The organism is Mesorhizobium sp. P2_F8, assembly GCF_056403655.1.
On the sequence record NZ_JBFUFB010000007.1, the window covers coordinates 94,178 to 119,957 of the forward strand.

Consider the following 25,780-nt stretch of genomic DNA (forward strand, 5'->3'; position numbering starts at 1 on the left):
ATCTGCCCGCTCAATCCGTGACCTGCCCGCCATAAAGCGAGACGGCGAGATCGTGGATAGCATCGGCCGTGCGCGGCCCGAAGCCGAGCAGATAGGCGCCGTCGATGCGGATCAGCTTGCGTGCGGCACCCGCCGGCGTCGAGGCGATCGACGGATTGGAGAACAATTCGTCGTCCGAGACCGGAGGCCCGGCATTGCTCATCATCAGGATCGCGTCCGGCCTGGCGGTGATGATCGCCTCGTCGGACATTTGCTTGTAGCCGGAAAAGCCTTCCACGGCATTGATCCCGCCGGCGAGCTTGACCATGCCGTCGGCGGCGGTCTCGCTGCCGGCCGCCAGGATCTTGCCGCCCTGTATCGACAGCACGAACAGGATGCGCTTGCGCTGCTTGATCGAGGCCGTCTGCCTTTCGGCCGCGGTGAGCTTGGCATCAAGCTCCCTGACCAGCACCTCGGCCTTGGCGTCGACTCCGAGTGCCTTGCCGACGATGCGGACCTTCTCCAGGATGCCTTCGTGGCTATAGTGTTCGGGCACTTCGATGAATGGGACACTCGTCTTCTTCAGCACATCGACGGCTTCTCTGGGACCACTGCCGTGCAGCGCAAGGATGCCGGTCGGGTTGACCGACAGCACACCTTCCGGCGACAGCTGGCGCATGTAGCCGACATCAGGCAGATCAAGTGCGGCTTTCGGATACCGGCTGGTGGAATCGCGAGCCACCAGATGCTTCTCCTCGCCGAGCGCGTAGACGATCTCGGTGATGGAGCCGCCAATGGCAACTGTCTTCGAGCGATCGGCAAAGACGGTCGCACCCTCGGCGGCGTTGCCGGGTTGCAAGGCGACAAAAGCCAGGGAGAGACCGATTGCCGGTCCAAGCGCCAGCCTGAGAACAGGCGCCAGTCTGGAAAGGGAAACCATAGGTATCGTCCTCAGGCTGCGGTCGGGCTAGGGATGCGCGGCAGGTGTTCCGCCAGGAATCGCCAGTCGTCGCGCTCGCTCTCGCCTTCGTGGCGTTTGCCGAAGAACTGGATGATCATCTTGCCGTCTGCGTCATAGACTTCGAGCGAGGTGACATGACCGTCCTTGGTCGGCTTGCGCACCGCCCAGACCTCATGGATGTGGTCGGTGCGCAAGTGCAGGTGGAAGGTCTCGTCCAGTACGTTGATCCATGGCCCCATCGGCTTGATGGATTTGACCGGACCGGAATGAATCTGGATGCAGCCGCGATTGCCGACAAAAGCACATGATCGGCATCTCGCCCTCGGAGGCATGATGGAACATGGCGCGGACGGCGTCATTGTCGAGCAGCCAGGCATAGTCCTGGCCGACCATGCGCACCGCCTGCCTGCGGCTGAGCTTCAGCGYCTTCAGCATGCCGAAGAACTGGTGCACGTCGGTCAGCCGRCTCCAGCGGTCGCGCAGATCGTCGAGATTGGCGGTGGTTTCCCCGCCATGGACCTCGTCGTCGGGGACGTGTCCAGAAATGTCGATCGTCGGCTCCTGATTCGACGATTCGAGTGCGGCGACCAGCTTCTGGTAGGCATAGAGACTGGAGGCAGGCCGCAGATGCACCTTGTGCACCGCCTCGCCCGCCGCGTCGAAGAACTGCAGGCTGCGGCGGATGTCGTCGCCATCGCGCTTTTCCACGGCAAAGCCGTGCGCCCAGACTTTCGGGAAGATGCGCAGATCGATATTTTCGCCGAGCACCATGGCATTGTGGTTGCCGGTGACGATCTTGTCGTAGACGCCGATCTTCTCGTGCACCGCACTTTCGTTGCGGGTCAAGGCCATGACTTCGCCGACTGCTTCGAGGCCGGTCAGCAGATCGTTGACGCGCGGCTCGATGCGGACAACCCCGTCGCCGCAATGCGCGGCGAGCAACTCGGCCTCCGAAATGCCGAGCTGGGCAGCCAGATCACGCTCGCGCGTCTTCGGATTCTCTGTCCGTGCCCGCCGGATTTCATGCGGGGCGGGTTTTACGCGCTGGTCCATGTTTCGTCCCTACTGCCTTGCCTTACTTGTTGAGAATGAGCTTGCCCTGGCGGGTGATCTTGAGCCGGTAGAGAGCGCCATGATGCTCGATGCCGATCTCGTGCTCGCCCTGGAACAGGGTGTTGCTGGACAGCGTTCGCACCGCCAGCGGAACCCGGTCGAAACGGGTGGAGGTGTCGTCGGAACGACGGACGCGATAGCGAAAGTCATTGGGATTGTGCGTGTTCATCTGGATCGATCCCTTTCCTGTGCCGGGCGCCTGGCTAGGCCTGCATAAATGCCGATTCATTTCTTGACTCGAATAATCATGTTTACTAGTCAGTGCAATACCGGAGTAAATGAGTCAACATTTAAGACGCCGGACACGATCAAAAACGCCAGCGAGCCCCAGGCCAGCCAGCAACGAACCTGGGCTTTGGAGTTGGGGCATGGGGTTGATGAATTGGGAATGGCGTGGCCGGTTTGACACTGGCCCGTCTGATGAGGGTCTTGGCGGGCGATCCACGGCAAGAGCGATGACGGCCTTGCTGGCAAGCGTCGCGGCAGTCGCTTTGCTGGCGCCACCGGCCAGCGCCCAGCAAGCGGCGCAATCACCGAAGGCTGAGGAGGCAAAGCCCGCCCCGGCGGGCTCAACACTGCTCGACAAGATCCTGGTGCTGAGCCGCACCGGCGAGACAGCGATCGAATCGCTGGCTTCGGCCAGCCATATCCACCAGGAACAGCTTGACCGCCGCATGGCGACGACGCCGAACGAGATGCTGCTCGGTGTGCCAGGTGTCGCGGCGCAGGCCGACGCCAGGCGCGTCAGCACCAGCATCAACATCCGCGGCCTGCAGGATTTCGGCCGCGTCGCGGTTATCGTCGACGGCGCCCGCCAGAATTTCCAGCGTTCCGACCACGGCACGCAGTCGACCTTCTACATCGATCCGGAGCTCGTCAAATCCGTCGACGTGATCCGTGGTCCTGTCGCCAATACCTATGGCTCGGGCGCCATCGGCGGCGTGGTCTTCTTCGACACCAAGGATGCCGAGGATTTCCTCAAGCCGAATGAGACATGGGCTGGTTCCGTCACCGGGCGCTATGAGAGCAATGGCAAGGGCTGGACCACCAGCGCATCCGGCGCCTATCGCTTCAACGAGAACTGGGATGCGCTCGGCAACATCGTCTACCGCAACTATGACGACTACAAGGATGGCGATGGCGATACCGTCAAGGGCACTGGCTTCGACGTGCTCAGCGGCCTGCTCAAGACCACCATCCGGCCGACCGACAACAGTGAGCTGAAGCTCGGCTGGGTCGGCTCAAGCGATGGCTGGAACGAGATCAGCGGTGGCGCGCCGGTGAATGATGTGGACCTGAAGTCGAACACCTTCACAGCCCGCTACAACATCACCGACGAAGACAAGAGCTGGCTCGATCTCCACATCAACACCTCCTACAACAAGACCAACCTCGACCTGAAGAGCCTCGTCCCGCTAAAACGCTTTGATCCGGTCACCGGCCTGCCTGTGGTGCTGCCGACAGGTTCGACCTCGACCTTCAATGTCGGCACGACCAGCATCGACATCTGGAACACGTCCAGGTTCGAGACCGCCGGCGTCGCGCACGAACTGACCTATGGCGGTGACTGGGCGGGCGACAACGTCGAGACCGGCGGCACGGCCGGTGGTGACAGCTTCTACACGCCTTCCGGCAAGCGCAACGTTTCCGGCGCCTATGTCCAGGACAAGCTCACCTGGGAGTGGCTCGAAGTCATCGCCGGCCTGCGTTACGACAACTACAGCTTGAAGGATGATACCCACGAGACTTCCGGCGATAGAGTGTCGCCGCGCATCACCGTCGGCGTCTCGCCCTTCGAAAGCGCTGGTCTTGCCGGCCTGCAATTCTATGGCACCTATGCGGAAGGCTACCGTTCGCCCTCGTTGACGGAGACGCTGATCAGCGGCAACCATCCGGCCGGCGTTTCCTTCCCGTTCCTGCCCAATCCCAATTTGCGGCCTGAAACCGGCAAGACGACGGAATTCGGCGTCAACTACAAGCAAGATGACATCATGGAGGCCGGCGACGCGCTTCGCATCAAGGCGGCCTATTTCAACAACAATGTCGATGATTATATCGACGGCGTGACGCTGTCGCCGTTCGACCCGACCAGCGGCTGCCCGTTCGGCCCGGGCATCCCGATCTGCTTCCAGTACCAGAATTTTGCCAAGGCCAAGATCAACGGCTTCGAGATGGAGGGCGTTTACGATGCGGCATGGGGCTATGCCGGACTTTCCGCCTCCATCATCAATGGTCACACCATATCCTATGAAGGCGACCGGGCAGACCTTGCCACCATCCCGTCCTCTCAGGTCACGGCCCAGCTCGGCCTGCGCTTCCTCGAGGACAAGCTGACCGTCGGTGGCGAAGTGCAGTACAATGGCAAGCCGAAGGGCAATGCGGTGGCCAAGAACTATACGCTGGTCAACGCCTTCGCCAGCTATCAGGCGACCGACAATCTGAAGGTCGATTTCCGCGCCGACAATCTGTTCGATGTCAAATACGCCAACCCGTTGAACGGCAGCACGACGGTCGCGGTCTATGAACCGGGCATAACGCTGAAGCTGGCGGCAACGATGCGATTTGGAGGCTGACGGCAATGACGAGCTTGAGGACATCCCTTCGTCTGCTGACCTCGGCGTTGGCGATGTCGCTTGCGATGGTTCCGGCGTGGGCTGAGCAGTCCGCGCCGGTTCCCGCGCTGGCCCTCGAACTCAACGGCGCGCAAGCCTCCGACAAAGGCTGCCGCCTGACCTTCGTGGTCAGCAACAACCTCGGCGCCGACCTCTCCAAGGCGGCGTTCGAGATCGCCCTGTTCAACGAGGCGGGCGTCGTCGACCGGCTGACCGTGCTCGACTTCAAGGAATTGCCGGCAGGCAAGACCAAGGTGACACGCTTCGATCTGGCCGGCACCGACTGCGCCAAGGTCAGCCGTGTGCTGATCAACAGCGCGACGGAATGCGCCGGCGCTGCCGTCGAACCGAACGCCTGCATGCGCAAGTTGAAGACCGACACCAAGACCGGTATCGCTTTCGGCGTCTGAGGTGGGACTGCATCCCGCATTCCTGCAAAACGCCGTGGCATGGCCTCCGGTCGGCTACGGCCGACTGCCGCTGGCAAACGAACTTGATTTGACAATTCTGCTAGGGTCGCAGCAGGTCTCGCTGCGAGACATGCAGGATATCAGCCCCCTCTCCGAAGCCAGCGCCGCCGAGCTGGCTATCACGCCAACTGAGGCGCTTGCGCCGCCGCGGTCATCGGCCTGGAACCGCAAATGGACGGCGGCGATCGCCGTCTCCTGCCTGCTCCATACGGCGGTGGCTGCGGGTTTTCTGATTTCGCCCCCGGAGACATTCGATTCGCAGGACGCCATACAGTCGGAAGGCAGCGATCAGTCCGGGGACAAGGTGGTCGGCAGCGCACTGGACCAGGATCCGGCGGCGGTAAATGTCACGCTGGTGCCCAATCCACGGCCGACCAAATCAGAGCCGTCAAAGGCGGCCAGGCCGACGACACCAACAGAGCCGTCTCAACCTGTTCAAGAAACCGCCAAACAGCCGGTCGAGCCTTTGTCAGCGCCTGTCAAACAGCCTTCCGTCACGCCGGACATTCTGGTGGCGACAGCCCCGCGCGCCGATGACAAGAGCATCGTTGCAAAGACTGAAACCCCTGCACAGCCGACCGTTCTGGCCGAGCCTGCCGCCGTCCCGGAGCAGCCACCGGTTCCCAGCGCCAGGCCAACTCCGGCAGCCGCCCCGCCCAGCACCAGCCAAGCGGATGAGAAGCGTGGCACGGCGAATGGCCAGGACCGACTGGCGCAGGCGGCCAGCAAGGGCAAAAAACAGAAGGAGGCAGGCAGCGCGGCGGAAGACAATTACCGCGGCGATGTCTTCCGAAAGCTCAGCCGTGTCAATCGCGGCGTCCCGCCTTCGGTACAGTTGGCTGCTCGCAACAATGCCGTTGTGACATTCGTCATCGGCAGCCGCGGCGGCATTGATGACCTGCGCATCGTGCAAAGCTCTGGATCGCCGAACTTCGACAAGGTCGCGCTCGGCATCGTGCGCAAGGCAGCTCCTTTTCCTCCAATTCCACCACAGGCCGCGAGCAAGAGTTTGGCGTTCGAGGCCGAAATCGGCCCATTTTGAAACTGTCGCGCCCTCAGCCATCAACACCCGAATGAAAGGAACCTCCATGTACATCGCCATGAACCGCTTCAAGGTGCAGACCGGCTCGGAAGCCGATTTCGAAGCCGTCTGGAAGAACCGCGATTCCAGCCTTGCACAGATGAAAGGTTTCCGGGAGTTCCATCTGCTGCGTGGCCCGGTCAACGAGGCCGAAGGCTACACGCTGTTTGCCTCGCACACGGTGTGGGCGAGCCGCGATGATTTCGTCGCCTGGACCAAGTCGGAGAATTTCCGCGCTGCCCACAGAAATGTCGGCACGACGAAAGTCCACTATCTCGGCCATCCGCAATTCGAGGGCTTTTCCGTCGTGGAAGGGGCCTGAGATGGCAACGCCTACCGAAGACCCCGCGCGCAGTATTCCGATCCTGCCCTCGCCCGACATCGAGGCAACGCGCGATTTCTACCGCGATGAGCTCGGCTTCGGTGTCGTCGGGCCGGAGATGGACGACTATCTGATCGTGCGCCGGGGCGATATCGAAATCCATTTCTGGAAGAGCGACGACCGCAAACTTCCCGAAGTTTCGTCCTGCTATATCAGGGGCGGCGAGGTGCCGGCGCTGCATGCCGAATTTTCAGCGCGCGGTGTGAGGCAACTCAGTCCGTTCACCGTGCGGCCGTGGAACATGAAGGAATTCCATATCCGGGACCCGCACGGCAATCTGCTGAAGTTCGGCTGCGCACCCGAAGAGGTGTGAGCAGCCGGCCCGTCAGGAGCCGGCCAGCAGGCTGGCATTGCCGCCCGCCGCGGTGGTGTCGACACAGACGGCGCGCTCATGCGCATAGGCCGCCGGGTTGAGCACCTCGCTGACCAGCGGCACGATTGGCCCTGAGCGGTCAGCGATGACCTTGCGCACGATGCGCGCAGCCTCCGGTGTGCCCGAGAAGGCGACGACGTCGACGTGCAGCGAGCGCGCTTCGACCGGATCCGGACGGCCGTCGATGGCGGCCAGCGGCAGGCCCTTGCCGGTCAGCGCCGAGAGCGCCGCCGGTGCGCCCGGTGCAACGGCCAGCACCGCGTTGCCGGCGGCGAGTGCCTGGATCGCTTGGGCAAGCAGCGTGTCTTGATCGGGACCGAGGCACAGAACCCGTCCGCGCGGCGACAGCGACAGCGTGTTGGCCTCGCCGGTCGGGCCGGGCAGGTCGACCTGGCCGAAGTCGATGCCGGCGGCGGCGCCAATGGCCGCGGCACCCTTGCCGCGCAGATGCTTCCTCAGGATGGCAATCCGGTCGGGCCGCGTCGACCAGCCACCCAACGCCGGATCGGGCAGATTGTCGGCAAGCTCGGTCGCCGTCACCTTGTGGCCTTCGGCAATCTGCGTGCCGGCCTCCGGCCCCTTGCGGAACCGACGGAGATAGTGCGGACCGCCCGCCTTCGGCCCGGTGCCCGACAGCCCCTCGCCGCCAAACGGTTGCGAACCGACGACGGCGCCGATCTGGTTGCGGTTGACGTAGATGTTACCGGCATGGATGCCGTCGACGAAATGCTGCACGCGGCCCTCGATGCGGGTGTGCAGGCCGAAGGTCAGGCCATAGCCCTTGCGGTTAATGGCGGCGATGACCGCGTCGATCTCGTCGGCGTCGAACGTGGCGACATGCAGCACTGGCCCGAACACCTCGCGCTCCATGTCCTCGATACCCTTGACCCGGAAGACATGCGGCGCGACAAACCGCCCATCCTTCGGCGCCTCGAGCTTGGCGATCAGCCGGCCCTGCAGGCCCATCTTCGTGCAGTAATCGCGGATCGAAGTCTGCGCCTCGTCGTCGATGACCGGGCCGACGTCGGTCGAAATCCGCCAAGGGTCGCCGATGCTGAGCGCCTCCATGGCGCCTTTCAGCATCTCAAGCATCTTCTTCTCGACATCCTTCTGCACATAGAGCACGCGCAGCGCCGAACAGCGCTGGCCGGCGCTCTGGAAGGCCGAAGCCAGGATGTCGCGCACCGCTTGTTCGGGCAGCGCGGTGGAATCGACGATCATCGCATTCAAGCCGCCGGTCTCGGCGATCAGCATGGCGTCCGGCGCGGCGGTCTCGGCCAGTTGCTTTTCGATCAGCTTGGCCACTTCGGTCGAGCCGGTGAAGCAGACACCGGCGATGCGCGGGTCGGCGGTCAGCGGCCCGCCGACCGAGGGGCCGTCGCCGGGCAGAAGCTGGATGACGTCTTCCGGCACGCCGGCCTCGCGCAGCATTTCGACGGCGCGGAATGCGATCAGCGGCGTCTGCTCTGCCGGCTTGGCGATCACCGAATTGCCGGTGACGAGTGCCGCCGCGATCTGGCCGGTGAAAATGGCGAGCGGAAAATTCCACGGCGAAATGCAGGCGATGGCGCCGCGCGCCAGCGTGCCCGGTTCGGCATTGGCGGCCTCGGCAGCGTAGTAGCGGAGAAAGTCGACGGCCTCGCGCACCTCGGCCACACCGTCGGCCAGAGATTTGCCGGCTTCCCGGGTGGCCAGTGCGAAGAACTCGACGGCGTTGGCCTCATAGAGATCGGCAGCGCGATTGAGAATGGCGGCGCGCTCGGCCACAGGACGCTTTGCCCAGGCCGGCTGCGCCTCCACGGCGATGCGCACGGCGGTCGCCACCTGCTTGGCGGCGGCTTCGCTGACCGTGCCGACGACTTCCGCGGGTTTGGCCGGATTGACGATCGGCCGTTGCTTGCCATATCCGGCGGCCCGCGTGATCGGCTTGGCATGCCAGCGATCGGGGCCGGCGAACGCAGCCTTGGCCTTGTCAATCGCCGCCAGCGTCACAGTGTCGGTGATATCAAAACCCTTCGAATTGCGTCGACCGGCACCGAAGATCTGGGAAGGCCGGGCAATCGCCGGATTGGCGGCGGGGCCCTGGCTCTCGACCGTTTCGAGCGGATCGCGGGCGATGTCCTCCGGCTCGACCTCCTCGTCGGTCAACTGATGCACGAAGGAGGAATTGGCGCCGTTCTCCAGCAGCCGCCGAACCAGATAGGCAAGCAGATCGGAATGCGCGCCGACCGGCGCATAAATGCGGCAGCGCGTGCCTTCGGCCTTGCGCACCGTCTCGTGCAGCGCCTCGCCCATGCCGTGCAGACGCTGGAACTCGAAGGAATCGCGGTCCCCGGCCATCGACAAAATGGCGGCGACGGTGTGGGCGTTGTGGGTGGCGAATTGCGGATAGATGCGGTCGGTCATCGACAGCAGCTTTTTGGCACAAGCCATGTAGGAAACGTCGGTGTTGGCCTTGCGGGTGAAGACGGGATAACCGGTAAGCCCGAGCGTCTGCGCCCGCTTGATCTCGGTGTCCCAATAGGCGCCCTTGACCAGCCGCACCATGATGGTGCGGTCGTATTTCTTGGCCAGCGCGTAGAGCCAGTCGATGGCAAAGGCGGCACGCGGGCCATAGGCCTGGACGACGACGCCAAAGCCGTTCCAGCCGGCAAGCTCCGGCTCGGCCAGCACCCGCTCGATGACGTCGAGCGACAGATCGAGGCGATCGGCCTCCTCGGCATCGATGTTGAGACCCATGCGCGAATGTCGCGCGGCCAGCGCCAGCGACAACAGCCGCTCGGCCATGACAGGCAGCATCTCGTCCTTCTGCGCCACCTCGTAGCGTGGATGCAGCGCCGAGAGCTTGACCGAGATGCCGTGATTCTGGCGGATGTCCGGGCCGTTGGAACCGGAATCGAGCGAGGAAATCGCGTCTGCATAGGCCTTGTGATAACGCAACGCGTCGGCCTCGGTGCGTGCGGCTTCGCCCAGCATGTCGAAGGAATAGAGATAGCCCTTCTGCGTCATCGGCCGGCCGCGCTTGACGGCCTCGGTGATGGTGCGTCCGAGCACGAACTGCTCACCCATCTCACGCATGGCCGCCGCCACCGCCTTGCGGATGACCGGCTCGCCCAGCCGGCGCACCATGGAGCGCAGCGTGCCTTCGATGCCGCCCTCGCCTTCATCGAGGACACGACCGGTCAGCATCAGCGCCCAGGTCGAGGCATTGACGAAGATGGAGCTCGAACCGCCCGAATGCGCCGACCAGTCGTGCGGCGCGATCTTGTCGGCGATGAGATCATCCATCGTCTCGGTGTCGGGCACGCGCAGCAGCGCCTCGGCTAGGCACATCAGCGCCACGCCTTCCTTGGTGGAAAGTCCGTAAGCGGAGAGGAACACCTCCATCAGCCGCGGATCGGACGAGCCGCGTACCGCCCGCACAAGATCGGCGGCGCGGGCCGAGATCGCCTTGCGGTCTTTCGCGGAAAGCCCCGTCGCCTCGGCCAGTCGCTGCACCGCCTCCTCTTCGTCGGGCAGATAGTTGGCGCGGATCTGCTGGCGGATGGAATCTAGTGGCATGGCGGTCCTGCGGAGCGAGCATCGGGGAGCGGACCGGCGGTCACCGGACCGAATGGCGCAAGCTAGCACAATGTGCGAATTTCGGTCGGTCCGAAGAAGTCGACATTTTAGGTCATTCGATCTATCATAGCGGCAATAAACAGGCATATGGACTGTACTTTCGATGACAGAAGACCAATTGGACCGCATCGACCGGAATATCCTGTCGGCGCTGGCAAGCGATGGGCGGCTTTCGATGTCCGAACTGGCGGCAAAGGTCGGCTTGTCGAAGACACCGGTGCAGGCGCGGGTCAAACGGCTGGAGAAGGATGGCTACATCAGGGGCTACCAGGCGATCATCGACCGCGAGCGCATGGGCGAAGGTCATGTCGCCTTCGTCCAGGTGAAACTGTCCGATACCCGATCCGCAGCACTCGATGCCTTCAACCGGTCCGTGCAGGCGGTACCGGAGATCGAGCAATGCCACATGATGGCGTCGAGCTTCGACTATCTGCTGAAGGTCCGCACCCGGGACATCGCCGCCTATCGCCGCGTGCTTGGCGAGCGCATCTCGGCCCTGCCCCATGTCGCCCAGACCTCGACTTTCGTGGCGATGGAGACGGTCAAGGATCGGTAGATCATTCCGCCAGCGTCTTCAGGAAGGCCACCAGCGCCGCGCGTTCGCGATCCGACAGTTCCAGCGGATGGATTTCGGATGTTCCTTCAACGCTGGGCGCAGCCTTTGCGTAGTGCGCGATCACCTCGTCGAGCGACGAAAACTGCCCGGCATGCATATAGGGTGGACGCGTTGCGACGCCGCGCAGCGAGGGCGTCTTGTAGGCCCGGATCAACTGCGGCCCATCCTTGACCATGAAGCGCAGCTCGCCGCAGGCACTGGCGTCGCCATCACGGTAGGCGCCCAGGCAGTTGAACGGGTCGGCCTCGACTTGGCGTACCGCATCGATGCGGCCGCGGTCGGGCGGCAGATCCGCAACGGGCGGCACGCCGGTGTTGTGAAAACTGTTGTCGGTGAAGCGCGGCCCATTGTGGCATGTCACGCAATTGGCCTTGCCGATGAACAGTTTCAGCCCGAGGATTTCCTCTTGGGAGAAGGCGGCATCGCCTTTGGCCTCGGCGCCGGTGGCGAGATCCAGCGCAAAGCGGTCGAAGCGCGTCGGCGCCGGTTCGATCGACCGTTCGAAGGCGGCGATCGCCTTGCCGATATTGGCATAGACGCCGTTGATCGCGTTGCGCTGCGTATCACTCATCGCGTTCCAGGCGGCCTTCTCGGCATCGGTTCCGAGTGGGCTTGCATTCAACGGCATGCCGGAAAAATCGGGCAGCGGTCCAAAGATGCGCTCATAGCGTTCGCCGAATCGCGCCTTCATGTAATGTGCATAGGCGGTACGGTTTCCCGCCTGCTCCAGCGGATTTTCGAGCGGCGTCAGCGCCTGCGCCCACAGGCTGTCGCGGCGGCCATCCCAGAAGAACCAGGGATCGCGCGCCACGCCCGCCAGCGGCATGGTGCGCCGGTTGGTGTGGCCGACGCCGACCGCTTGCGGTAGGTCGTCCTGGAACTGGCGGTCGATCTTGTGGCAGGTCGAGCAGGAGACCGTGCCGTCGCGGCTCATACCCTGATCGAAGAACAGCGTCGAGCCGAGTGCGGCGGCCGCCGGCACATCGGCAAAGCGGTTGGTGGTGTCGGGCTTCAGCGACGGCAGCGTTGACAGCGCCAGCGAGGCGACGGTCTTCTTCTCGGCGTCGGAGAAATCCGGCTTGCCGCAACCGGCGAGGACGATGGCCGCCAACAGCGCCAGAAAACGCGGAAAGTGCCTCATCGGTCGCTCACAGCACCACGTTGAACAGCACCGTGTCGGAGCCGGCCGTGGCCGAGATGGCGAAGTGCAGTTGCCACCAGCCACTCATCGTGAATTTCACACCTTCGATCCGGTAGCGCCCGTCGCCGAGATAGTCGGTCGCTTGCGGGCTGGTCGGCAGGCCGTGATTGTGCTGCGGCATGCCGCCGGAAATCGCGATCGCGGCCCCCTCCACCGGCGCGCCGGCCTTTGTCTTCAGGGTCAGCAGCCAGGATTCCAGTTCGCCTTGCCGCACGACGCCCCGCTCCGGCAAAAAACTTGCCACGAAAAGCCCGTTGTCGGTGTTCTTCGTCCGCGAGACATCCGGACCGGCAGGCTGCACCGATCGCGGCGCCGTCAGATAGACGACCGCGAGAATGCCGACCAGCAAGGCAGCCAGACCAAGACCCGCCAGAAGATAACGCCATAACGATGCCAAACCGGTTCCTCTTCTGCAGACAACGTTTTGCCGGACGGATCGCATCCCGCCAGCCTGTGGGAAAACGCTGTGGCGGAAAAAAGCCTGCTTGCCAAGCATGGCGCTGCCCGTGGCAAAAAGCTACAGCACCGGGATCACTGGAGGATTGTAGATGGCGGGAAACGGCGTCGCCTCGATCGGCGAATGCATGCTCGAACTCTCTGGCCAGACAGGCCCGAACTGGCGCATGGGTTTTGCCGGCGACACGTTCAACACGCTGTGGGCGCTGCACGCGTTGAGCAGTGAGCGGCCAGCAACCTATGTCTCGGCGTTTGGCGACGATCCCTTCTCGCAAGGCCAGATCGCTTTCTTCGCTGAAAACGGCATCGGCATCGGTTCCAGCCCGGTCATAGCCGGGGCGCGGCCCGGCCTCTATGCGATCACTTTGACCGGCGCCGAGCGTTCCTTCACCTACTGGCGCGGCGACGCCGCCGCCCGGCAGCTCGCCTCCGATCCGCCTGCATTGTCGAAAAACCTGGAAAATCAGGCGCTTGTCTACTTCAGCGGAATCACTTTGGCAATTCTGGACGATGCCCCGCGGGCTGCGCTGTTGGCGGCCGTGGCCAGGGCGCGGGCGGCAGGCTCGACTGTTGCCTTCGACCCCAACTACCGGCCGCGGCTCTGGCGCCGGCGCGAGGATGCGCAGGCAGCGATTGCCGAAGCGCTTGCCGTCACCGACATCGCCTTGCCGACCTTTCCCGACGAGCAGATGCTGTTCGGCGATGCAACGCCGCAAGCGACCGCCGCCCGGCTTGGGCAAGTGGTCAGCGAAGTTGTCGTCAAGAACGGCGAGGCGCCGGCACTGATCGCCGCCAGCGGAACATCGCACGACGTGCCGGCGATCCATGTCACCGCACCTGTCGACACCACGGGCGCCGGCGACTCCTTCAATGGGGCGTATCTCGCCGCACGCCTCGCCGGTCACGCGCCGGCGGATGCCGTATTGCGCGCGCACCGCGTCGCGGCCGCCGTGGTGCAGGTGCGCGGCGCGCTGGCGCCATTCGAGACGTTGCGAGCGGCGTTCAAGAGCGAATGACCTGAAATACTAAGGGAGCCGGAACCGATATTCCGTCACATGATGGTAGATCGCGCCGGGCCACAGCGTCGCCTGCGGGAAATACGGCCGGTTCGGCGCATCCGGCCAGACCTGCGGCTCCAGGCAGAACCCGCAGAAGGCCTTGTAGTCTCGCCCTTCCAACCCCTTGCGCGGCGTCACGTACTGGCCGGTGTAGAGCTGGACGCCGGGCTCCGTGGTCCACACCTCCATCTCGACACCGGAACTCGCCCCTTGCGTCCAAGCCGCCTGTTTGAGCGGCCCACGCGTCGGGGCGAGGCAGAAATTCTGGTCATAGGGCAGCTGTTCGCCCTCGGTCTCCATGCGCAGCGGCCGCGCCTGGCGGAAATCGAAGGGCGTGCCGTCGACCGGCTTGACCACGCCGGTCGGGATCATGTCGCCATCGACGGGCAGATAGGCGCCGGCATTCAGCATCATCCTGTGGTCGAGAATGTCGCCGGCGCCACCATCATCCAGGTTGAAATAGGAATGCTGGGTGAGGTTGCACAGCGTCGGCTCCTCGCAGGTCGCGGTGAGTTCGACGCTGAGCGTGCCGGGGATCTTCAGCCGGTAGGTGCAGGTGACGTCGAGCGCGCCGGGAAAGCCCATCGTGCCGTCGGGATCATGCAGCGTCAGCGTGACGAAATCCCTGCCATGCAGCGAAACCGTCCACGGCCGGTGGAAAAAGCCTTGCGAGCCGCCATGCAGCGTGTGCTTGTCGAGGAAGTTGCGTTCGGTCTGGTAGCGCTGGCCGGCGATGGTGAAGCGGCCGTCCCGGATGCGATTGGCGTAGCGGCCGACGACCGCACCGAAGAAGGCGGTGTCGGTCTCATAGGCTGCCAAATTGTTGTAGCCGAGCACCAGCGGCGCATCGTGTCCGGTGAGGCGCAAATCCTGGATGATTGCGCCGAGCCCGATGATGTTGGCGGTAAGACCGCCACCCCTGATCGCGAAGCGACGCACCGGTTCGCCTGCCTGCGTCGTACCGAAAACCTCACCGTCCTTCATTCGCCATGCTCGCAAACGCCAGTTGATTCAGAGAATTTCGGCTGGTTTTCTCGACTCAAGCGGGCAGGTCACAGACCTGCCCGCTTGGAGCTAGCCTATCAGAGGCCGAGGCCACCGATGCAGACATATTTGGTGTCGAGGTAGTCCTCGATGCCCTGATGTCCGCCTTCCTTGCCGAGGCCGGATTCCTTGACGCCGCCGAACGGCGCCTCGGGCGTGGTGATGAGGCCTTCATTGACGCCGACCATGCCGTATTTCAGCCCTTCCATGACGCGGAAGGCGCGGCCGAGATCGCCGGTGTAGAAATAGCAGGCGAGGCCGAATTCGGTGTCGTTGGCGAGCGCGATGGCTTCCTCTTCGGTCTCGAACTTGAACACCGGTGCGACCGGGCCAAAGATTTCTTCCTTCATGAAGCGCATCTTGGGCGTCGCATTGGCGATGACGGTCGGCTGGAAGAACGARCCGCCGAGCGCATGACGCTTGCCCCCGGCGACGATCTTGCCGCCCTTGGCAGTCGCGTCGGCAATCAGCTCCTCGACCTTCTCGACAGCCTTTTCGTCGATCAGCGGTCCCTGCTGCACGCCGTCCTCGAGGCCGGAACCGACCTTCAACCCGTTGCTCGCGGCAGCGAGCTTTTCGACGAACTTGTCATAGACGCCGGCCTGAACCAGGAAGCGGTTGGTGCAGACGCAGGTCTGGCCTGAATTGCGGTATTTGGCGGTGATCGCGCCGGCGACGGCACGCTCGAGATCGGCGTCGTCGAAGACGATGAACGGCGCGTTGCCGCCAAGCTCCATCGACACCTTCTTGACGGTGACCGAGGACTTCTGGATGAGAAGCTTGCCGACCTCCGTCGACCCGGTGAAGGTGATCTTCGACACCAGCGGATTGGCGCAGATCTCGTCGCCGATCTCGCTGGCCGAACCGGTCAGGATGTTGATGACGCCCTTGGGGAAACCGACTTCCTCGGCGAGCGCGCCCCAGGCCAGACCCGAGTACGGGGTCTGCGAGGCTGGCTTTACGACCGCGGTGCAGCCGGCGGCAAGCGCCGGGCCGAGCTTGCGGGCAAGCATCGAGGACGGGAAATTCCACGGCGTGATGGCGGCGATGACGCCGACCGGTTCCTTGGTCACCAGGATGCGGCGGTCCGCCCATGGCGAAGGCACCACGTCGCCATAGGTGCGGCGGCCTTCCTCGGCGAACCACAGAATGTAGGAAGCGGCCGAGCCGATCTCGCCCTTGGACTCGAACAGGGACTTGCCCTGCTCGATGGTGAGCAATTCGGCCAACACGTCCTGATTGTCCATCATCGCGTCGTGCAGCTTGCGCAGCAGCTTCGAGCGCTCGAGCGCGGTCGTCTTGCGCCACGACTTGAAGGCAGCTTCGGCGGCCTCGATCGCACGGCGGGTCTCGGCCTTGCCCGACTTCGGCACAGTGCCGATCTTGAGACCGGTGGCCGGGTTGTTGACGTCGACCGTTTGGCCGCTGTCGGCCTGCACCCATTCGCCGTTGATGAGATTGGCCTGCCGCATGAAATGGCTGGTTTTCTGAAGCATGGTCTATCCTCCGTTCGGCGCACTGACGGGCCGGTCTGTGAAGTCTTCGGTGAGCGTGCGCCATGGAACTGAAGCCGGCACGCCGGAGCCACTGCTCTTTACCTAGGGCAAGGCCTGCAAGCAATCGCTACATGGCATATAGGGGTTGGGCCAGCCCGAGGCGAGAGCAGGCCGACATATGGCATGAAGATCGCAGGCCGGCATTGTCTGAATATCAGCATAACCTTTCAGAAAACGTGGAGCACCACCGTCAGCCAAAAAGCAGTCGTCACGGCGGCGCAGGCCGTGGCGATGGTCATCTGGTTCGATGCCAGCGCCTGGCCGGTGTTGAACTGCACGGCGATGAGATAGGAATTGATGCCGGATGGCAGCGCCGCGATCACGACCGCCACCTTGGCCGTCAAGGGCGGCAGGCCGAGCAGCCAGACGAAGGCAAGAACCAGCGCCGGCATCAGGAACAGCTTCAGCACCGAAAGCGCCAGCGCCGGACGGACATTCCCCGAAATGCCGAAGCGGCGCAGGCTGAGCCCCATGGCAAACAGCGCAACCGGCCCGGCCGTATCGGCCAGCGCATCGACCAGTCGCATGGCAAGGTCGGGCAGCGGCACACCGCTGAGGCGCCACGCCAGTCCCGCAAGAATGCCGATGATCAGCGGATTGATGAACAGCCGCCGCAGGAAACTGCGGATGATGCGCAAGGGGTGCATAGGCTCGCTGCCAGTCCGGCCGAACATCTCGAACAGGACGATCGACGCCATCATCATGACCGGCAGATGCACGGAGACGAGCAGCGACAGCACTTCGAAGCCGCTCGGCCCGAATATGCCGAGAATGAAGGGGGCACCGAGCAGCACGACATTGGAGTAGGCCGACGACACGCCGCCAACGACCCCGGCACGTGCATCCCGTCCGAAGATCCGCGTGGTGACGAGATGGCCAGCGGCCCAGGTGATCGCTACCGCCGCGAAATAGGCGCCCCACAGGGACCATGGTGCGACGCCGTGGAAATCGGCGTTCACCATGGTCTGGAACAACAGCAGCGGCATCGCCACGCTGACCGCGAAATCGGATATCCCCTCGCCGCTCGCCGGTCTGAGATAGCCTGTGAACCCGGCGAGATAGCCGAGCGCGACAAGGCTGAAGACGAACAGGACGGTTTCGGTGAGCGGAGACATTTTTCCCGTGATAGGCGAGCCACGGTCGTGGCGCAATCGCGCCTGAATTTGATCATGGTCGGCTGGCAGCGTTATAGAGGGTTTGGATCATCGGGGCGGGCGCGAACGACAAATGGCCTTTGTCGAAACTTCGAAGCGTAATCTTTTCCGGCAGGCGTGGCTGACAGCTTTCGCCACTGCCCTGTTTTGCCTTACCGCGACAGCGCTTCAGGCCGCCGAAACGAAAAGCCTGAAGGGTGTGGCGCTGATCATCGGCCAGTCGAAATACGAACATATCGCCGCCCTCCCCAACCCGGCCAACGACGCCCGCGACATGGCCAAGATGCTGACCGACCTCGGCTTCGACGCTCGTAACGTCACCGACCGCGACGCCGCCAAGCTGAAGCGCGATCTGGAGCGTTTCACGGAGGATGCCGAAGGCGCCGATGTCGCCTTCATCTATTATTCCGGTCATGGCATCGAGGCTGGCGGCGAGAACTATCTGGTGCCGGTCGATGCCGACATATCGTCCCTGAAGGATGCTGACGCGGCCCTGGTGCCGATTTCCGCCGTCATGGATGCGTTGAAGACGACCGTGCCGGTTACGATCGTGCTGCTCGATGCATGCCGCACAAATCCGTTTCCGGCGGACGCAGTGGTGCGGCGCGCCCCGACCGCCTCCGCCTCGCCGATTGGCGCTGGCGGCCTGGAACCGGTGCGTGGTGCCAAGGCCCTCGGCAACGCTGCGGCGACAGACGCGAGCCTGGGCACCGTGGTCGGCTTCGCCGCCGAACCCGGTCGCCCGGCACTCGATGGCGCGGCTGGCGAAAACAGCCCTTACGCGGCCGCTCTGCTGCGCCACCTCGCGGCGATGAAAGGCACCGAGTTCGGCTCGGTCATGCGCATGGTGACCGAGGAGGTCTACCTCGACACCAAGGCCAAGCAGCGCCCCTGGGTCAATGAGAGCCTGCGCCGCCTGCTCTATTTCGGCATTGCGCCACCGGAGCCGACCGGCGACGACGGGTTGATCACCGGCGAGCGGCGGCAGCTGCTGTTGACCATTTCCGACCTGCCCGACCCGAAGCGGGCCCAGGTGGAACTGGCCTCGCTGCAGGAGGGCGTGCCGCTCGACGCGCTCTATGGCGTGCTGAAGGCGCTCGGCACGGAAAAAATCCCCGAGGATCCAACAGATCTGCAAAAGGTGCTCGACGCCCAGGCCGAGCGCCTGAAGAAGATGATGTCCGAGCGCGCGGCGTTGCGCACCGACGATCCCGAGATCAAGCGCCTCGTCGCGTCCGCCGACGAGGCCATCGCCCAGGGCGCCATCGTGACGGCGCGCAAATTCCTCGATGACGCGGTCGGCCGGGTCGAGCAGGCAGGCGCTGCGGTCGATGAAGCCGAAGATCTCGTCAAGCTGAAGCGCCTTGCCGATGCCGCGATCTACGCCAGGCGCGCCGATGCCTCGGCGCTGGTCTTCGATTATAAGTCCGCCGCCGGCGACTACGCCAAGGCGTTTTCGCTGGCCGAAAAATGGGACGACAAGCTGCGCTGGAACTACAAGAACCAGGAAGCCGAGGCGTTGAATGCTTTCGGCTATGCCTCTGGCGATCTCGAGGCGCTGCAGCATTCCATCGAGGCCTATCGCATCATCCTGAACTTTATCCCCAACGGCGAACAGAATCGCGACTGGGCGATCACCCGCAACAACATGGCGGTGGTGCTGCAGACCATCGGCGAGCGCGAGACCGAAACCGCTCATCTCGACGAAGCGGCACAGATTTTTCGCGATTCCCTCATCGTGTTCGAGCGCGAGAAGGACGACCTCAACTGGGCCGCCGCGCAGAACAACCTGGCCAATGTGCTCTTGAAGATCGGCGAACGCGAGAGCGACCCGAAGCGCCTGAATGAAGCGGTGGCGGCAATGCGCGCCACCCTCGATAAGCGCCCGCGCGACAAGGTGCCGCTCGACTGGGCAGCTTCGCAGAACAACCTCGGCCTGGCGCTCTATGCGCTTTCCGAGCGCGAGGCCGCCGGCGAGCATCTGACACAAGCGGAGGCGGCCTACCGGCTGGCGCTTGAGGAATACACGCGCGAAAAGGTGCCAGTGGAATGGGCAATGGTCGAGAACAATCTCGGCAACACGCTTGTGTCGCTTGGCATCCAGCTCAACGACAAGGCAAAGATCAACGCGGCGGCCGACGCCTTCCGTGCCGCACTCGAGGTGCGAACCCGTGAAACCTTCCCGGTCTCCTGGGCCACCAGCCGGCTCAACCTCGGCAATGCGCTGAGTGGCGTCGCCCGCTTCGACTTGGGCACCAGTGCACTTGAGGAGGCCGCGGCGGCCTATGACGATGCGCTGACGGTGTTTACCCGGCAGCGTTTTCCGATGGACTGGGCGTCGGCGCAGAACAATCTCGGTTCGATCTACCAGACGCTTGGCCAGCGCACCCGCGACGCGGCCAGGCTCGAACAGTCGGCGGCGGCGTTCCAGGCCGCCCGACAGGTCTATGTCAGACGGAAATTCCCGCTCGACTGGGCAATGGGCCACTACAATCTCGGCAACACACTGCAGCTGCTTGGAGGCGTGACCGACAAGCCGGAACACTATGGCGAGGCGATCGCCGCCTACCGCGATGCGTTGCGCGAATACAAGCGCGAGACGAACCCGCGGCAATGGGCGCTGGCCCAGGCCGGCCTTGGCTCGACGCTGCACTGGCTGAGCATGAGCAACGCCGACCCGAAGACCCTGCTCGAGTCCATCGCCGCACGGCGGGCGGCACTTGAAGTGTTGACCGTCGAAGCCGCACCCGTCGACTGGGCCAATGCCCAGAACGGCATCGGCATGAGCCTTCTCAACCTCGGCAATCTCCAGCGGACCGACAAATATCTCGGCGATGCCGAGGCCGCCTTCACGGCAACGTTGAAGGTGTTCACCCGCGAAAGCCAGCCGATGCAGTGGGCCTTCGAACAGAACAATCTCGGCGACATCCACTGGAACCGCGCCAGCTATGGCGGCGGCAAGGCCGAATATCGAAAGGCGATCGAATTCTTCGAGAACGCCAAGCAGGGCTTTACCGAAGCCGGCTATACGATGCCCATCCCGTTGACCGACCAGAAGATCGATCTGGTGAAGAAACAACTGGCGAAGAAGTAGGGCTCTGTCCTACCGCGCCTTGTCTTTCGGCTGGCTTTACYGTCCCTATATGTCGAGTCACCGGAGCCCATGCCGGGAACCGGAGAAGGATAGCCTATGATTCGATTTTTGTTGGCTTTGCTTCTGTTCGCTATCCCGGCCGCGGCCCACGCAACGGACGCCGGCTGGGCGCTGTTGCGCGACGGCGGACATGTCGTGCTGCTTCGCCATGCCATGGTCACCGGCACCACCGATCCGGCCAATTTCGACATCGACAGCTGTGCCACCCAGGTCAACCTGTCGGCGCGCGGCAAGCAGCAGGCGAGCAAGATCGGCGCCTTGTTTGCGGCGCGGGCGGCACCCATCGAGCGCGTGCTGTCGAGCCGCTATTGCCGCTGCCTCGACACCGCGCGCATCGCCTTCGAGGCCGAGCCGGATCTGTTTGCGCCGCTCGATCTCCTGAAGGGGGATGAGACGCAGAAGGCGGCACAGATCGCGGCGATCATGAAGGAAATCCGCGCCTATTCCGGCTCCGACAATCTGGTCATGGTCACCCATCTGGAAGACATCGTGGCGCTGACCGGCGTCTCGCCCCGCGAAGGCGAAGCCGTGGTCGTCGAGCCGCAGGGCGATGGGCTGCGCGTGCTCGGCCGGGTCACATTCTAGTCGTGGTGATGACCGACTGACGCGTCGGTGAGCAGCCACGCATCGATGCGGACTTGCCACGCCTGGATCATGCGCGCGAACGCGTCCTCCGTCAGCGCCGATAGATACGACCTGCCTGACGCGTTCAGGGCGGTGAACGTGTAGGCGATCGATGCCTCGGTGCCGCCGTCAGCCGCCGGATGGCAGGCCACCTCGACAAATCCGAAACGTGAATCCGGCGTGACCCTGACATAGCGGACACGATGCCCGACAGGATCCCAGTCAGCGCAGGCCCAGAGAGTCGTCTCATCACCATGGGCGGTCCGGAAGACCATGCCTTGCTGCGTTTCGCCGTCCTGCGGATGCAGAAACTCCGGATCCCAGCCCTCCGCCCACAAGGTCTCGCCGATCGGCGAGAACAGCGGAAAGACGCGATCGACCGGACCGGAAAGGACGATGCTGTGGCAACGCTCAAGATGGCTCGTCATCCGCCTTCGCCCTTCCGTTCGGTCAGACGGTGGCTGTCCGCGGCGCCAAGCTCCAGCCCATAGATGCGCTTCAATTGGCCGATTGTTTCGAGCGTCGCCGGCGAAAACGGCGTCTGCCCTTCGAAAGCATGCAGCACGATGCCCTCGATGAGATCGCCGAGGCTCATGTCGCGGTGTTCGGCCAAGGCCTTGAGGACCTTCACCAGTCGCTTTTCCAGGCGAACTCCTGTCTGCACGCGCTCTATGTCCATAGCCATTTTGTACCATGGTACATTGGTACACACAAGTGCTCGCCGGCCACTGCCGTTTGTGTTGCCGAAATGCCACCACGGAAAGAAGCCGCAAATTGGCCATGACAATGCCGCTTGCGACAACCCGTCGCAGGGGCTATAGGCGCGCACCCGGTCACGAAAACCGAAGCGAGCACAACGGTTGGAGCTTTCGTCTCCGCCCGTGCAGGCGGCTTTGCCGCCCTGTATACGGCGCCGCTTTGGGGATTGGGATCGCGGATATAGCTCAGCGGGAGAGCGCCGGATTTGGGTCCGGAGGTCGCAGGTTCGATTCCTGCTGTCTGCACCACGGATAGCTCAGTTTGGTAGAGCATCAGATTTAGGTTCTGATTGTCGAAGGTTCGAATCCTTCTCCATTGGCCTGATAAGCCAGCACCCTGCCACGGTGTTATCTGAAAAACGGTCCGGGGACTGGAATGCCGAAGATCTGACGGAAGGCCCAAGCCTTAGGGCGTGGGTCATCCTGAAAGTCTGACGCCATCGGCTCGCGGCCAGGCCCGCGGTGATGGTCAAGGCGCAGCGTCGCCGGCAAGGGAGGCCAAGGCCTCCGGCGCCCGCTTCGCTGCCTCGCGATCCGCTCCCGCAGGTCCGCCACGGATTGATGCCACCAGTCCCCGGATCATTCGTGCCGGACCATGACGCAAGAGACGATGTGAAACGAGAAACGAAGGGAAGATCGACGCATGACTTGACGCCTCGCATGGGGCCATGCCCGACAGGAGTAAGACAATGACCATTCTCGACAAGGTTCTTGGACGCGAGCGCGTCCTCGTAAGGGAAAACGAACGTGCCCTCACCCTCTACAAGGGTGAGATCAAGGCTGTCCTGCTGCCGGGCGAACATTGGCTCGCCAACCGGCGCGGAAGCCTCGAGGTGTCGCGGCACGATCTGAAGAACCCGGAATTCGTTTCGGCATACGAGAAGGCGTTGTTCGACAAGCTCCCGGATGTAGCCGCGCGTCATTTCACCGTCGTTCGCACCGGGCGCACGGACGTCGCCGTCATCGAGCGTGACGGCAACCTGCATGCCGTGCTGGCGCCGGATCGCAAGCTCGTGCTGTGGACGGATGCCGGTCCGTGGAAGGTGACGCTGATCGACACGTTGGCCGATCTGGCCATCGATGCGGCGGTCATGCGCCGGCTCGGCCAGGCCCGGAAGGCGGAACTGATGTCCGTCCATCCGGTCGTCGACGGCCAGGCCGGACTGCTGTTCATCGACGGTGTCCTCGTGCGGACGCTGTCGGCGGGCGTGCATGCTTTCTGGAACGTCGGACGCATGGTGCAGATCAAGGTCGTCCACCTCAAGCGCCAGTCGCTCGACGTTGCCGGGCAGGAAGTGCTGACCAAGGATCGCGTCACGATCCGCGTCAACATCGCCGCCGAATACCGGGTCGTCGATCCGGTCAAGGCGGTGAGCGCTGTGAAGGACTTCTCCGAAGCCCTCTACCGTGCCCTGCAGTACGCCTTCCGCAAGACGCTTGGCGCGCTGACGCTCGACCAGATCCTTGAGAAGAAGGTGACGGTCGACGAGGAAGCGGCGGCCAAGGTCCGCGCCGACATGGCGGAGATCGGTGTGGAGGTCAGCGATATCGCCCTGAAGGATGTCATCCTGCCGGGCGAGATGCGCGAGATCCTCAACCAGGTGGTGTCGGCTGAAAAGCAGGCCGAGGCCAACATCATCCGTCGCCGCGAGGAGACGAACGCCACGCGTTCGCTGCTTAACACGGCCAAGGTGATGGCGGAGAACCCGGTGATGCTGCGGCTGAAGGAGCTCGAGGCTCTGGAAACCATTGCCGGCAAGGTCGAGCGGCTGACCGTCCACAACGGAACGGGCGGGCTGCTCAACGACCTGGTCAAGCTCCGCGACAGCTGAGCTTACGTAACGTCAATGGGAGGGGCCGCCGGGTCGACCGGTGGCCCTTCTTGCGTTTCTTGAGCGCCCTACCCATCTGCGCTCCGCGTATCAGGCCTTTTCCTGCCGGGAAAAACCGATTAGACAGCGCCCAAACACATGCGGACAGATTCCGCCCGCAACCGAAGGAAAAGCCTCTTGTCCACCACGTTCGACAAAGTCGCCAAGATCATTGCCGACACCAGCGAGATCGATATCGACACCATCACGCCCGAGAGCCACACGATCGACGATCTCGGCATCGACAGCCTCGATTTCCTCGACATCGTCTTCGCCATCGACAAGGAATTCGGCATCAAGGTGCCGCTGGAAAAGTGGACCCAGGAGGTCAATGACGGCAAGGCTTCGACCGACGATTACTTCGTCATGAAGAACCTGTGCGCCAAGATCGACGCGCTGGTCGCCGCCAAGACTGCTTGACGTCAGTTGAGCGCGCGATCTTGACGCGCTCTGCCGCCTGACCCACAAAGCCGCCCATGAGCAGCCCCCGCGACGTCGTCATCACTGGTATCGGCCTTGTCTCCTCGCTGGGAGAGGGTCCGGACGCCCACTGGCAGAAGCTCGCCCAGCCCGGCCTGCAGCCGGTGCTCGAGGCCGCGCGTTTCGCGCCCTACACCGTCCACCCCCTGCCGGAGATCGACTGGAACCTGCAGATCGCCAAGCGCGGCGACCAGCGTCAGATGGAGACCTGGCAGAGGCTCGGCACCTATGCCGCCGGCCTGGCGTTGGACGACGCCGGCATCAAGGGCAATGACGAACTCTGCACGACCATGGACATGGTTGTGGCCGCCGGTGGCGGCGAACGTGACGAAGCGGTCGATGCCGCCATTCTCGCCGCTTCCGAAAGCCGCAACGACCGCGACGTGCTGCTGAACGAGAAGCTGACCACAGAACTGCGGCCGACCCTGTTCCTGGCCCAGCTTTCCAATCTGCTCGCCGGCAACATCTCCATCGTCCACAAGGTGACCGGCTCGTCCAGAACCTTCATGGGTGAGGAAGGTGCGGGCGTCGCCGCCGTCGAAACGGCTGCCGCGCGCATCCGCTCCGGCCAGTCGACCCACATCCTGGTCGGCGGCGCCTTCCAGACCGAACATTCCGACATGCTGCTCGGCTACGAACTTGCCGGCTACCTGCATCGCGGCCCGTGGAAGCCGGTCTGGCAAAGACAGGGCTCTGAAGGTGGCGGCGTGGTGTCGGGCTCCGGTGGCGCCTTCCTGGTGCTGGAGCAGCGCGAACACGCGACAAGCCGTGGGCGCAAGATCTATGCCGAACTCGGGCCGGTCGTCTCCGGCCGCGCCAGGCGGCGGCGCGGAGAACTCGGCGCCGAGATCGCAGCGCTGCTCAGCCAGGCGGCGCTGCCGAACGGCAAGCTGCTTGCCCTGTCGGGCGCGTCGGGCGCTCATGCGGCAACCGACGCCGAGAAAGTAGCGCTCGATGCCAATACGGCGATCGCTTCTCGCGGCTTCTCGACGCTGACCGGACACATGAAGGAAGCGCAGTTTCCGTTCGCCGTGGCGCTGGCCGCACTCGCCGTCGACCGCAAGGCCGCCTACCCTGTTTTTGACGCCGCTGCCGAGACGCCATTCGAAGGCGTTCCCGCAACCGTCCTTGCAACGGCGATCGGCTATCACCAATTCGAGGGCATGGCGCTGGTCAACGCCGCCTGAGGCGGCGTTCCGCGATCCATGCTGCAACG

Annotated in this window: 22 protein-coding genes, 2 tRNA genes and 1 pseudogene; 14 read left to right on the forward strand and 11 right to left on the reverse strand. The window is 63.7% G+C overall.

The genetic code is table 11. The features are described 5' to 3' along the window. Positions 1 to 10: 10 nt before the first annotated feature. The 3 genes and pseudogenes from AC1DZP_RS18450 to hemP all read right to left on the reverse strand — a co-directional run bounded on the left by AC1DZP_RS18450 (position 11) and on the right by hemP (position 2,222). Positions 11 to 919, reverse strand: a complete 909-nt coding sequence (locus AC1DZP_RS18450) for a heme/hemin ABC transporter substrate-binding protein (protein WP_477304358.1) — start codon at positions 917 to 919, stop codon at positions 11 to 13. 11 nt (positions 920 to 930) lie between these two features. Beyond that, positions 931 to 1,993 (reverse strand): annotated as a pseudogene (locus tag AC1DZP_RS18455) (hemin-degrading factor). A gap of 22 nt (positions 1,994 to 2,015) precedes the next feature. Next, positions 2,016 to 2,222 (reverse strand): hemin uptake protein HemP, encoded by a 207-nt coding sequence (gene hemP, locus AC1DZP_RS18460; protein ID WP_457155520.1) that lies wholly within the window; start codon positions 2,220 to 2,222, stop codon positions 2,016 to 2,018. A 199-nt stretch (positions 2,223 to 2,421) separates the two neighbouring features. On the opposite strand from hemP, the gene AC1DZP_RS18465 reads away from it, so the two are divergent. Genes AC1DZP_RS18465 through AC1DZP_RS18485 form a run of 5 tightly spaced genes read left to right on the forward strand, consistent with a single transcriptional unit; the run spans position 2,422 to position 6,911 of the window. Next, positions 2,422 to 4,626 (forward strand): TonB-dependent hemoglobin/transferrin/lactoferrin family receptor, encoded by a 2,205-nt coding sequence (locus AC1DZP_RS18465; protein ID WP_477304360.1) that lies wholly within the window; start codon positions 2,422 to 2,424, stop codon positions 4,624 to 4,626. Positions 4,627 to 4,631: 5 nt separating this feature from the next. Continuing rightward, positions 4,632 to 5,075 (forward strand): hypothetical protein, encoded by a 444-nt coding sequence (locus AC1DZP_RS18470; protein WP_477304361.1) that lies wholly within the window; start codon positions 4,632 to 4,634, stop codon positions 5,073 to 5,075. A gap of 1 nt (position 5,076) precedes the next feature. Continuing rightward, positions 5,077 to 6,177 carry an energy transducer TonB family protein gene (locus AC1DZP_RS18475; protein WP_477304362.1) on the forward strand — a complete coding sequence of 367 codons (1,101 nt, stop codon included), beginning with the start codon at positions 5,077 to 5,079 and terminating at the stop codon, positions 6,175 to 6,177. Positions 6,178 to 6,223: 46 nt separating this feature from the next. Then, positions 6,224 to 6,538, forward strand: a complete 315-nt coding sequence (hmuQ, locus tag AC1DZP_RS18480) for a heme-degrading protein HmuQ (protein WP_095088049.1) — start codon at positions 6,224 to 6,226, stop codon at positions 6,536 to 6,538. Position 6,539: 1 nt separating this feature from the next. Further along, complete coding sequence (locus tag AC1DZP_RS18485; RefSeq protein WP_477304365.1) at positions 6,540 to 6,911, forward strand: bleomycin resistance protein; 372 nt, start codon at positions 6,540 to 6,542, stop codon at positions 6,909 to 6,911. Positions 6,912 to 6,923: 12 nt separating this feature from the next. Here the strand turns inward: AC1DZP_RS18485 and putA are convergent, their stop codons facing one another. After that, positions 6,924 to 10,532: a bifunctional proline dehydrogenase/L-glutamate gamma-semialdehyde dehydrogenase PutA gene (gene putA, locus AC1DZP_RS18490; RefSeq protein ID WP_477304367.1), complete on the reverse strand. Its 3,609-nt coding sequence runs from the start codon at positions 10,530 to 10,532 to the stop codon at positions 6,924 to 6,926. Between the two features lie 163 nt (positions 10,533 to 10,695). On the opposite strand from putA, the gene AC1DZP_RS18495 reads away from it, so the two are divergent. Further along, positions 10,696 to 11,148, forward strand: a complete 453-nt coding sequence (locus AC1DZP_RS18495; RefSeq protein ID WP_027029407.1) for an Lrp/AsnC family transcriptional regulator — start codon at positions 10,696 to 10,698, stop codon at positions 11,146 to 11,148. A 1-nt stretch (position 11,149) separates the two neighbouring features. On the opposite strand, the gene AC1DZP_RS18500 is transcribed toward AC1DZP_RS18495, so the two are convergent. Together AC1DZP_RS18500 and AC1DZP_RS18505 are read right to left on the reverse strand one after the other, a co-directional pair. Beyond that, the gene (locus AC1DZP_RS18500; protein ID WP_477304369.1) at positions 11,150 to 12,349 is read right to left on the reverse strand and encodes a cytochrome-c peroxidase; all 1,200 of its coding nucleotides are present in this window, start codon (positions 12,347 to 12,349) and stop codon (positions 11,150 to 11,152) included. Between the two features lie 7 nt (positions 12,350 to 12,356). Beyond that, complete coding sequence (locus tag AC1DZP_RS18505) at positions 12,357 to 12,806, reverse strand: FixH family protein (RefSeq protein WP_477227550.1); 450 nt, start codon at positions 12,804 to 12,806, stop codon at positions 12,357 to 12,359. A 151-nt stretch (positions 12,807 to 12,957) separates the two neighbouring features. Here AC1DZP_RS18505 and AC1DZP_RS18510 point away from each other — a divergent pair, with 151 nt between their 5' ends. After that, positions 12,958 to 13,881: a sugar kinase gene (locus AC1DZP_RS18510; protein WP_477304371.1), complete on the forward strand. Its 924-nt coding sequence runs from the start codon at positions 12,958 to 12,960 to the stop codon at positions 13,879 to 13,881. A gap of 9 nt (positions 13,882 to 13,890) precedes the next feature. Here AC1DZP_RS18510 and AC1DZP_RS18515 read toward each other — a convergent pair whose 3' ends face one another. The 3 genes from AC1DZP_RS18515 to AC1DZP_RS18525 form a co-directional block, all read right to left on the reverse strand. Then, a complete protein-coding gene (locus AC1DZP_RS18515; RefSeq protein ID WP_477227496.1) occupies positions 13,891 to 14,907 on the reverse strand; it encodes an aldose epimerase family protein in 1,017 nt (338 codons plus the stop codon). 98 nt (positions 14,908 to 15,005) lie between these two features. Beyond that, positions 15,006 to 16,463 (reverse strand): NAD-dependent succinate-semialdehyde dehydrogenase, encoded by a 1,458-nt coding sequence (locus tag AC1DZP_RS18520; RefSeq protein ID WP_095087470.1) that lies wholly within the window; start codon positions 16,461 to 16,463, stop codon positions 15,006 to 15,008. 227 nt (positions 16,464 to 16,690) lie between these two features. After that, positions 16,691 to 17,638 carry an AEC family transporter gene (locus tag AC1DZP_RS18525; protein WP_457150918.1) on the reverse strand — a complete coding sequence of 316 codons (948 nt, stop codon included), beginning with the start codon at positions 17,636 to 17,638 and terminating at the stop codon, positions 16,691 to 16,693. Positions 17,639 to 17,750: 112 nt separating this feature from the next. Here AC1DZP_RS18525 and AC1DZP_RS18530 point away from each other — a divergent pair, with 112 nt between their 5' ends. Then, on the forward strand, positions 17,751 to 20,771 hold the full coding sequence (locus AC1DZP_RS18530) for a caspase family protein (protein WP_477304373.1): 3,021 nt from the start codon (positions 17,751 to 17,753) through the stop codon (positions 20,769 to 20,771). A gap of 96 nt (positions 20,772 to 20,867) precedes the next feature. Beyond that, the gene (locus AC1DZP_RS18535) at positions 20,868 to 21,416 is read left to right on the forward strand and encodes a histidine phosphatase family protein (protein WP_477304375.1); all 549 of its coding nucleotides are present in this window, start codon (positions 20,868 to 20,870) and stop codon (positions 21,414 to 21,416) included. Here AC1DZP_RS18535 and AC1DZP_RS18540 read toward each other — a convergent pair. Together AC1DZP_RS18540 and AC1DZP_RS18545 are read right to left on the reverse strand one after the other, a co-directional pair. Beyond that, complete coding sequence (locus AC1DZP_RS18540; RefSeq protein ID WP_477304377.1) at positions 21,413 to 21,883, reverse strand: SRPBCC family protein; 471 nt, start codon at positions 21,881 to 21,883, stop codon at positions 21,413 to 21,415. The two genes, AC1DZP_RS18535 and AC1DZP_RS18540, sit on opposite strands and share 4 nt — an antisense overlap. Continuing rightward, entirely contained in the window at positions 21,880 to 22,140 is a 261-nt protein-coding gene (locus AC1DZP_RS18545) for a hypothetical protein (RefSeq protein ID WP_477227501.1), read from the reverse strand. The genes AC1DZP_RS18540 and AC1DZP_RS18545 overlap by 4 nt, the downstream gene beginning before the upstream one ends. Positions 22,141 to 22,388: 248 nt before the next feature. Between AC1DZP_RS18545 and AC1DZP_RS18550 the strand changes: the two genes are divergently transcribed. The 5 genes from AC1DZP_RS18550 (at position 22,389) to AC1DZP_RS18570 (ending at position 25,751) form a co-directional block, all read left to right on the forward strand. Further along, positions 22,389 to 22,462 (forward strand) — tRNA-OTHER (locus tag AC1DZP_RS18550). A 2-nt stretch (positions 22,463 to 22,464) separates the two neighbouring features. After that, positions 22,465 to 22,533 (forward strand) — tRNA-Leu (locus AC1DZP_RS18555). Positions 22,534 to 22,902: 369 nt separating this feature from the next. Continuing rightward, positions 22,903 to 24,045, forward strand: coding sequence for a slipin family protein (locus tag AC1DZP_RS18560; RefSeq protein WP_477304379.1), 1,143 nt, complete (start codon positions 22,903 to 22,905; stop codon positions 24,043 to 24,045). Positions 24,046 to 24,222: 177 nt separating this feature from the next. Next, positions 24,223 to 24,504, forward strand: a complete 282-nt coding sequence (locus AC1DZP_RS18565) for an acyl carrier protein (RefSeq protein WP_010909964.1) — start codon at positions 24,223 to 24,225, stop codon at positions 24,502 to 24,504. 56 nt (positions 24,505 to 24,560) lie between these two features. Continuing rightward, a complete protein-coding gene (locus tag AC1DZP_RS18570; protein ID WP_477304381.1) occupies positions 24,561 to 25,751 on the forward strand; it encodes a beta-ketoacyl-ACP synthase in 1,191 nt (396 codons plus the stop codon). The last annotated feature ends 29 nt before the right edge of the window (positions 25,752 to 25,780 follow it).

Excerpts from the sequence above, each read along its gene's own strand:
- AC1DZP_RS18450 (WP_477304358.1), bottom strand. The coding sequence starts at position 919 with ATGGTTTCCCTTTCCAGACTGGCGCCTGTTCTCAGGCTGGCGCTTGGA.
- hemP (WP_457155520.1), bottom strand. The coding sequence starts at position 2,222 with ATGAACACGCACAATCCCAATGACTTTCGCTATCGCGTCCGTCGTTCC.
- AC1DZP_RS18465 (WP_477304360.1), top strand. The coding sequence starts at position 2,422 with ATGGGGTTGATGAATTGGGAATGGCGTGGCCGGTTTGACACTGGCCCG.
- AC1DZP_RS18470 (WP_477304361.1), top strand. The coding sequence starts at position 4,632 with ATGACGAGCTTGAGGACATCCCTTCGTCTGCTGACCTCGGCGTTGGCG.
- hmuQ (WP_095088049.1), top strand. The coding sequence starts at position 6,224 with ATGTACATCGCCATGAACCGCTTCAAGGTGCAGACCGGCTCGGAAGCC.
- AC1DZP_RS18485 (WP_477304365.1), top strand. The coding sequence starts at position 6,540 with ATGGCAACGCCTACCGAAGACCCCGCGCGCAGTATTCCGATCCTGCCC.
- putA (WP_477304367.1), bottom strand. The coding sequence starts at position 10,532 with ATGCCACTAGATTCCATCCGCCAGCAGATCCGCGCCAACTATCTGCCC.
- AC1DZP_RS18495 (WP_027029407.1), top strand. The coding sequence starts at position 10,696 with ATGACAGAAGACCAATTGGACCGCATCGACCGGAATATCCTGTCGGCG.
- AC1DZP_RS18500 (WP_477304369.1), bottom strand. The coding sequence starts at position 12,349 with ATGAGGCACTTTCCGCGTTTTCTGGCGCTGTTGGCGGCCATCGTCCTC.
- AC1DZP_RS18510 (WP_477304371.1), top strand. The coding sequence starts at position 12,958 with ATGGCGGGAAACGGCGTCGCCTCGATCGGCGAATGCATGCTCGAACTC.
- AC1DZP_RS18515 (WP_477227496.1), bottom strand. The coding sequence starts at position 14,907 with ATGAAGGACGGTGAGGTTTTCGGTACGACGCAGGCAGGCGAACCGGTG.
- AC1DZP_RS18525 (WP_457150918.1), bottom strand. The coding sequence starts at position 17,638 with ATGTCTCCGCTCACCGAAACCGTCCTGTTCGTCTTCAGCCTTGTCGCG.
- AC1DZP_RS18530 (WP_477304373.1), top strand. The coding sequence starts at position 17,751 with ATGGCCTTTGTCGAAACTTCGAAGCGTAATCTTTTCCGGCAGGCGTGG.
- AC1DZP_RS18535 (WP_477304375.1), top strand. The coding sequence starts at position 20,868 with ATGATTCGATTTTTGTTGGCTTTGCTTCTGTTCGCTATCCCGGCCGCG.
- AC1DZP_RS18540 (WP_477304377.1), bottom strand. The coding sequence starts at position 21,883 with ATGACGAGCCATCTTGAGCGTTGCCACAGCATCGTCCTTTCCGGTCCG.
- AC1DZP_RS18545 (WP_477227501.1), bottom strand. The coding sequence starts at position 22,140 with ATGGCTATGGACATAGAGCGCGTGCAGACAGGAGTTCGCCTGGAAAAG.
- AC1DZP_RS18560 (WP_477304379.1), top strand. The coding sequence starts at position 22,903 with ATGACCATTCTCGACAAGGTTCTTGGACGCGAGCGCGTCCTCGTAAGG.
- AC1DZP_RS18570 (WP_477304381.1), top strand. The coding sequence starts at position 24,561 with ATGAGCAGCCCCCGCGACGTCGTCATCACTGGTATCGGCCTTGTCTCC.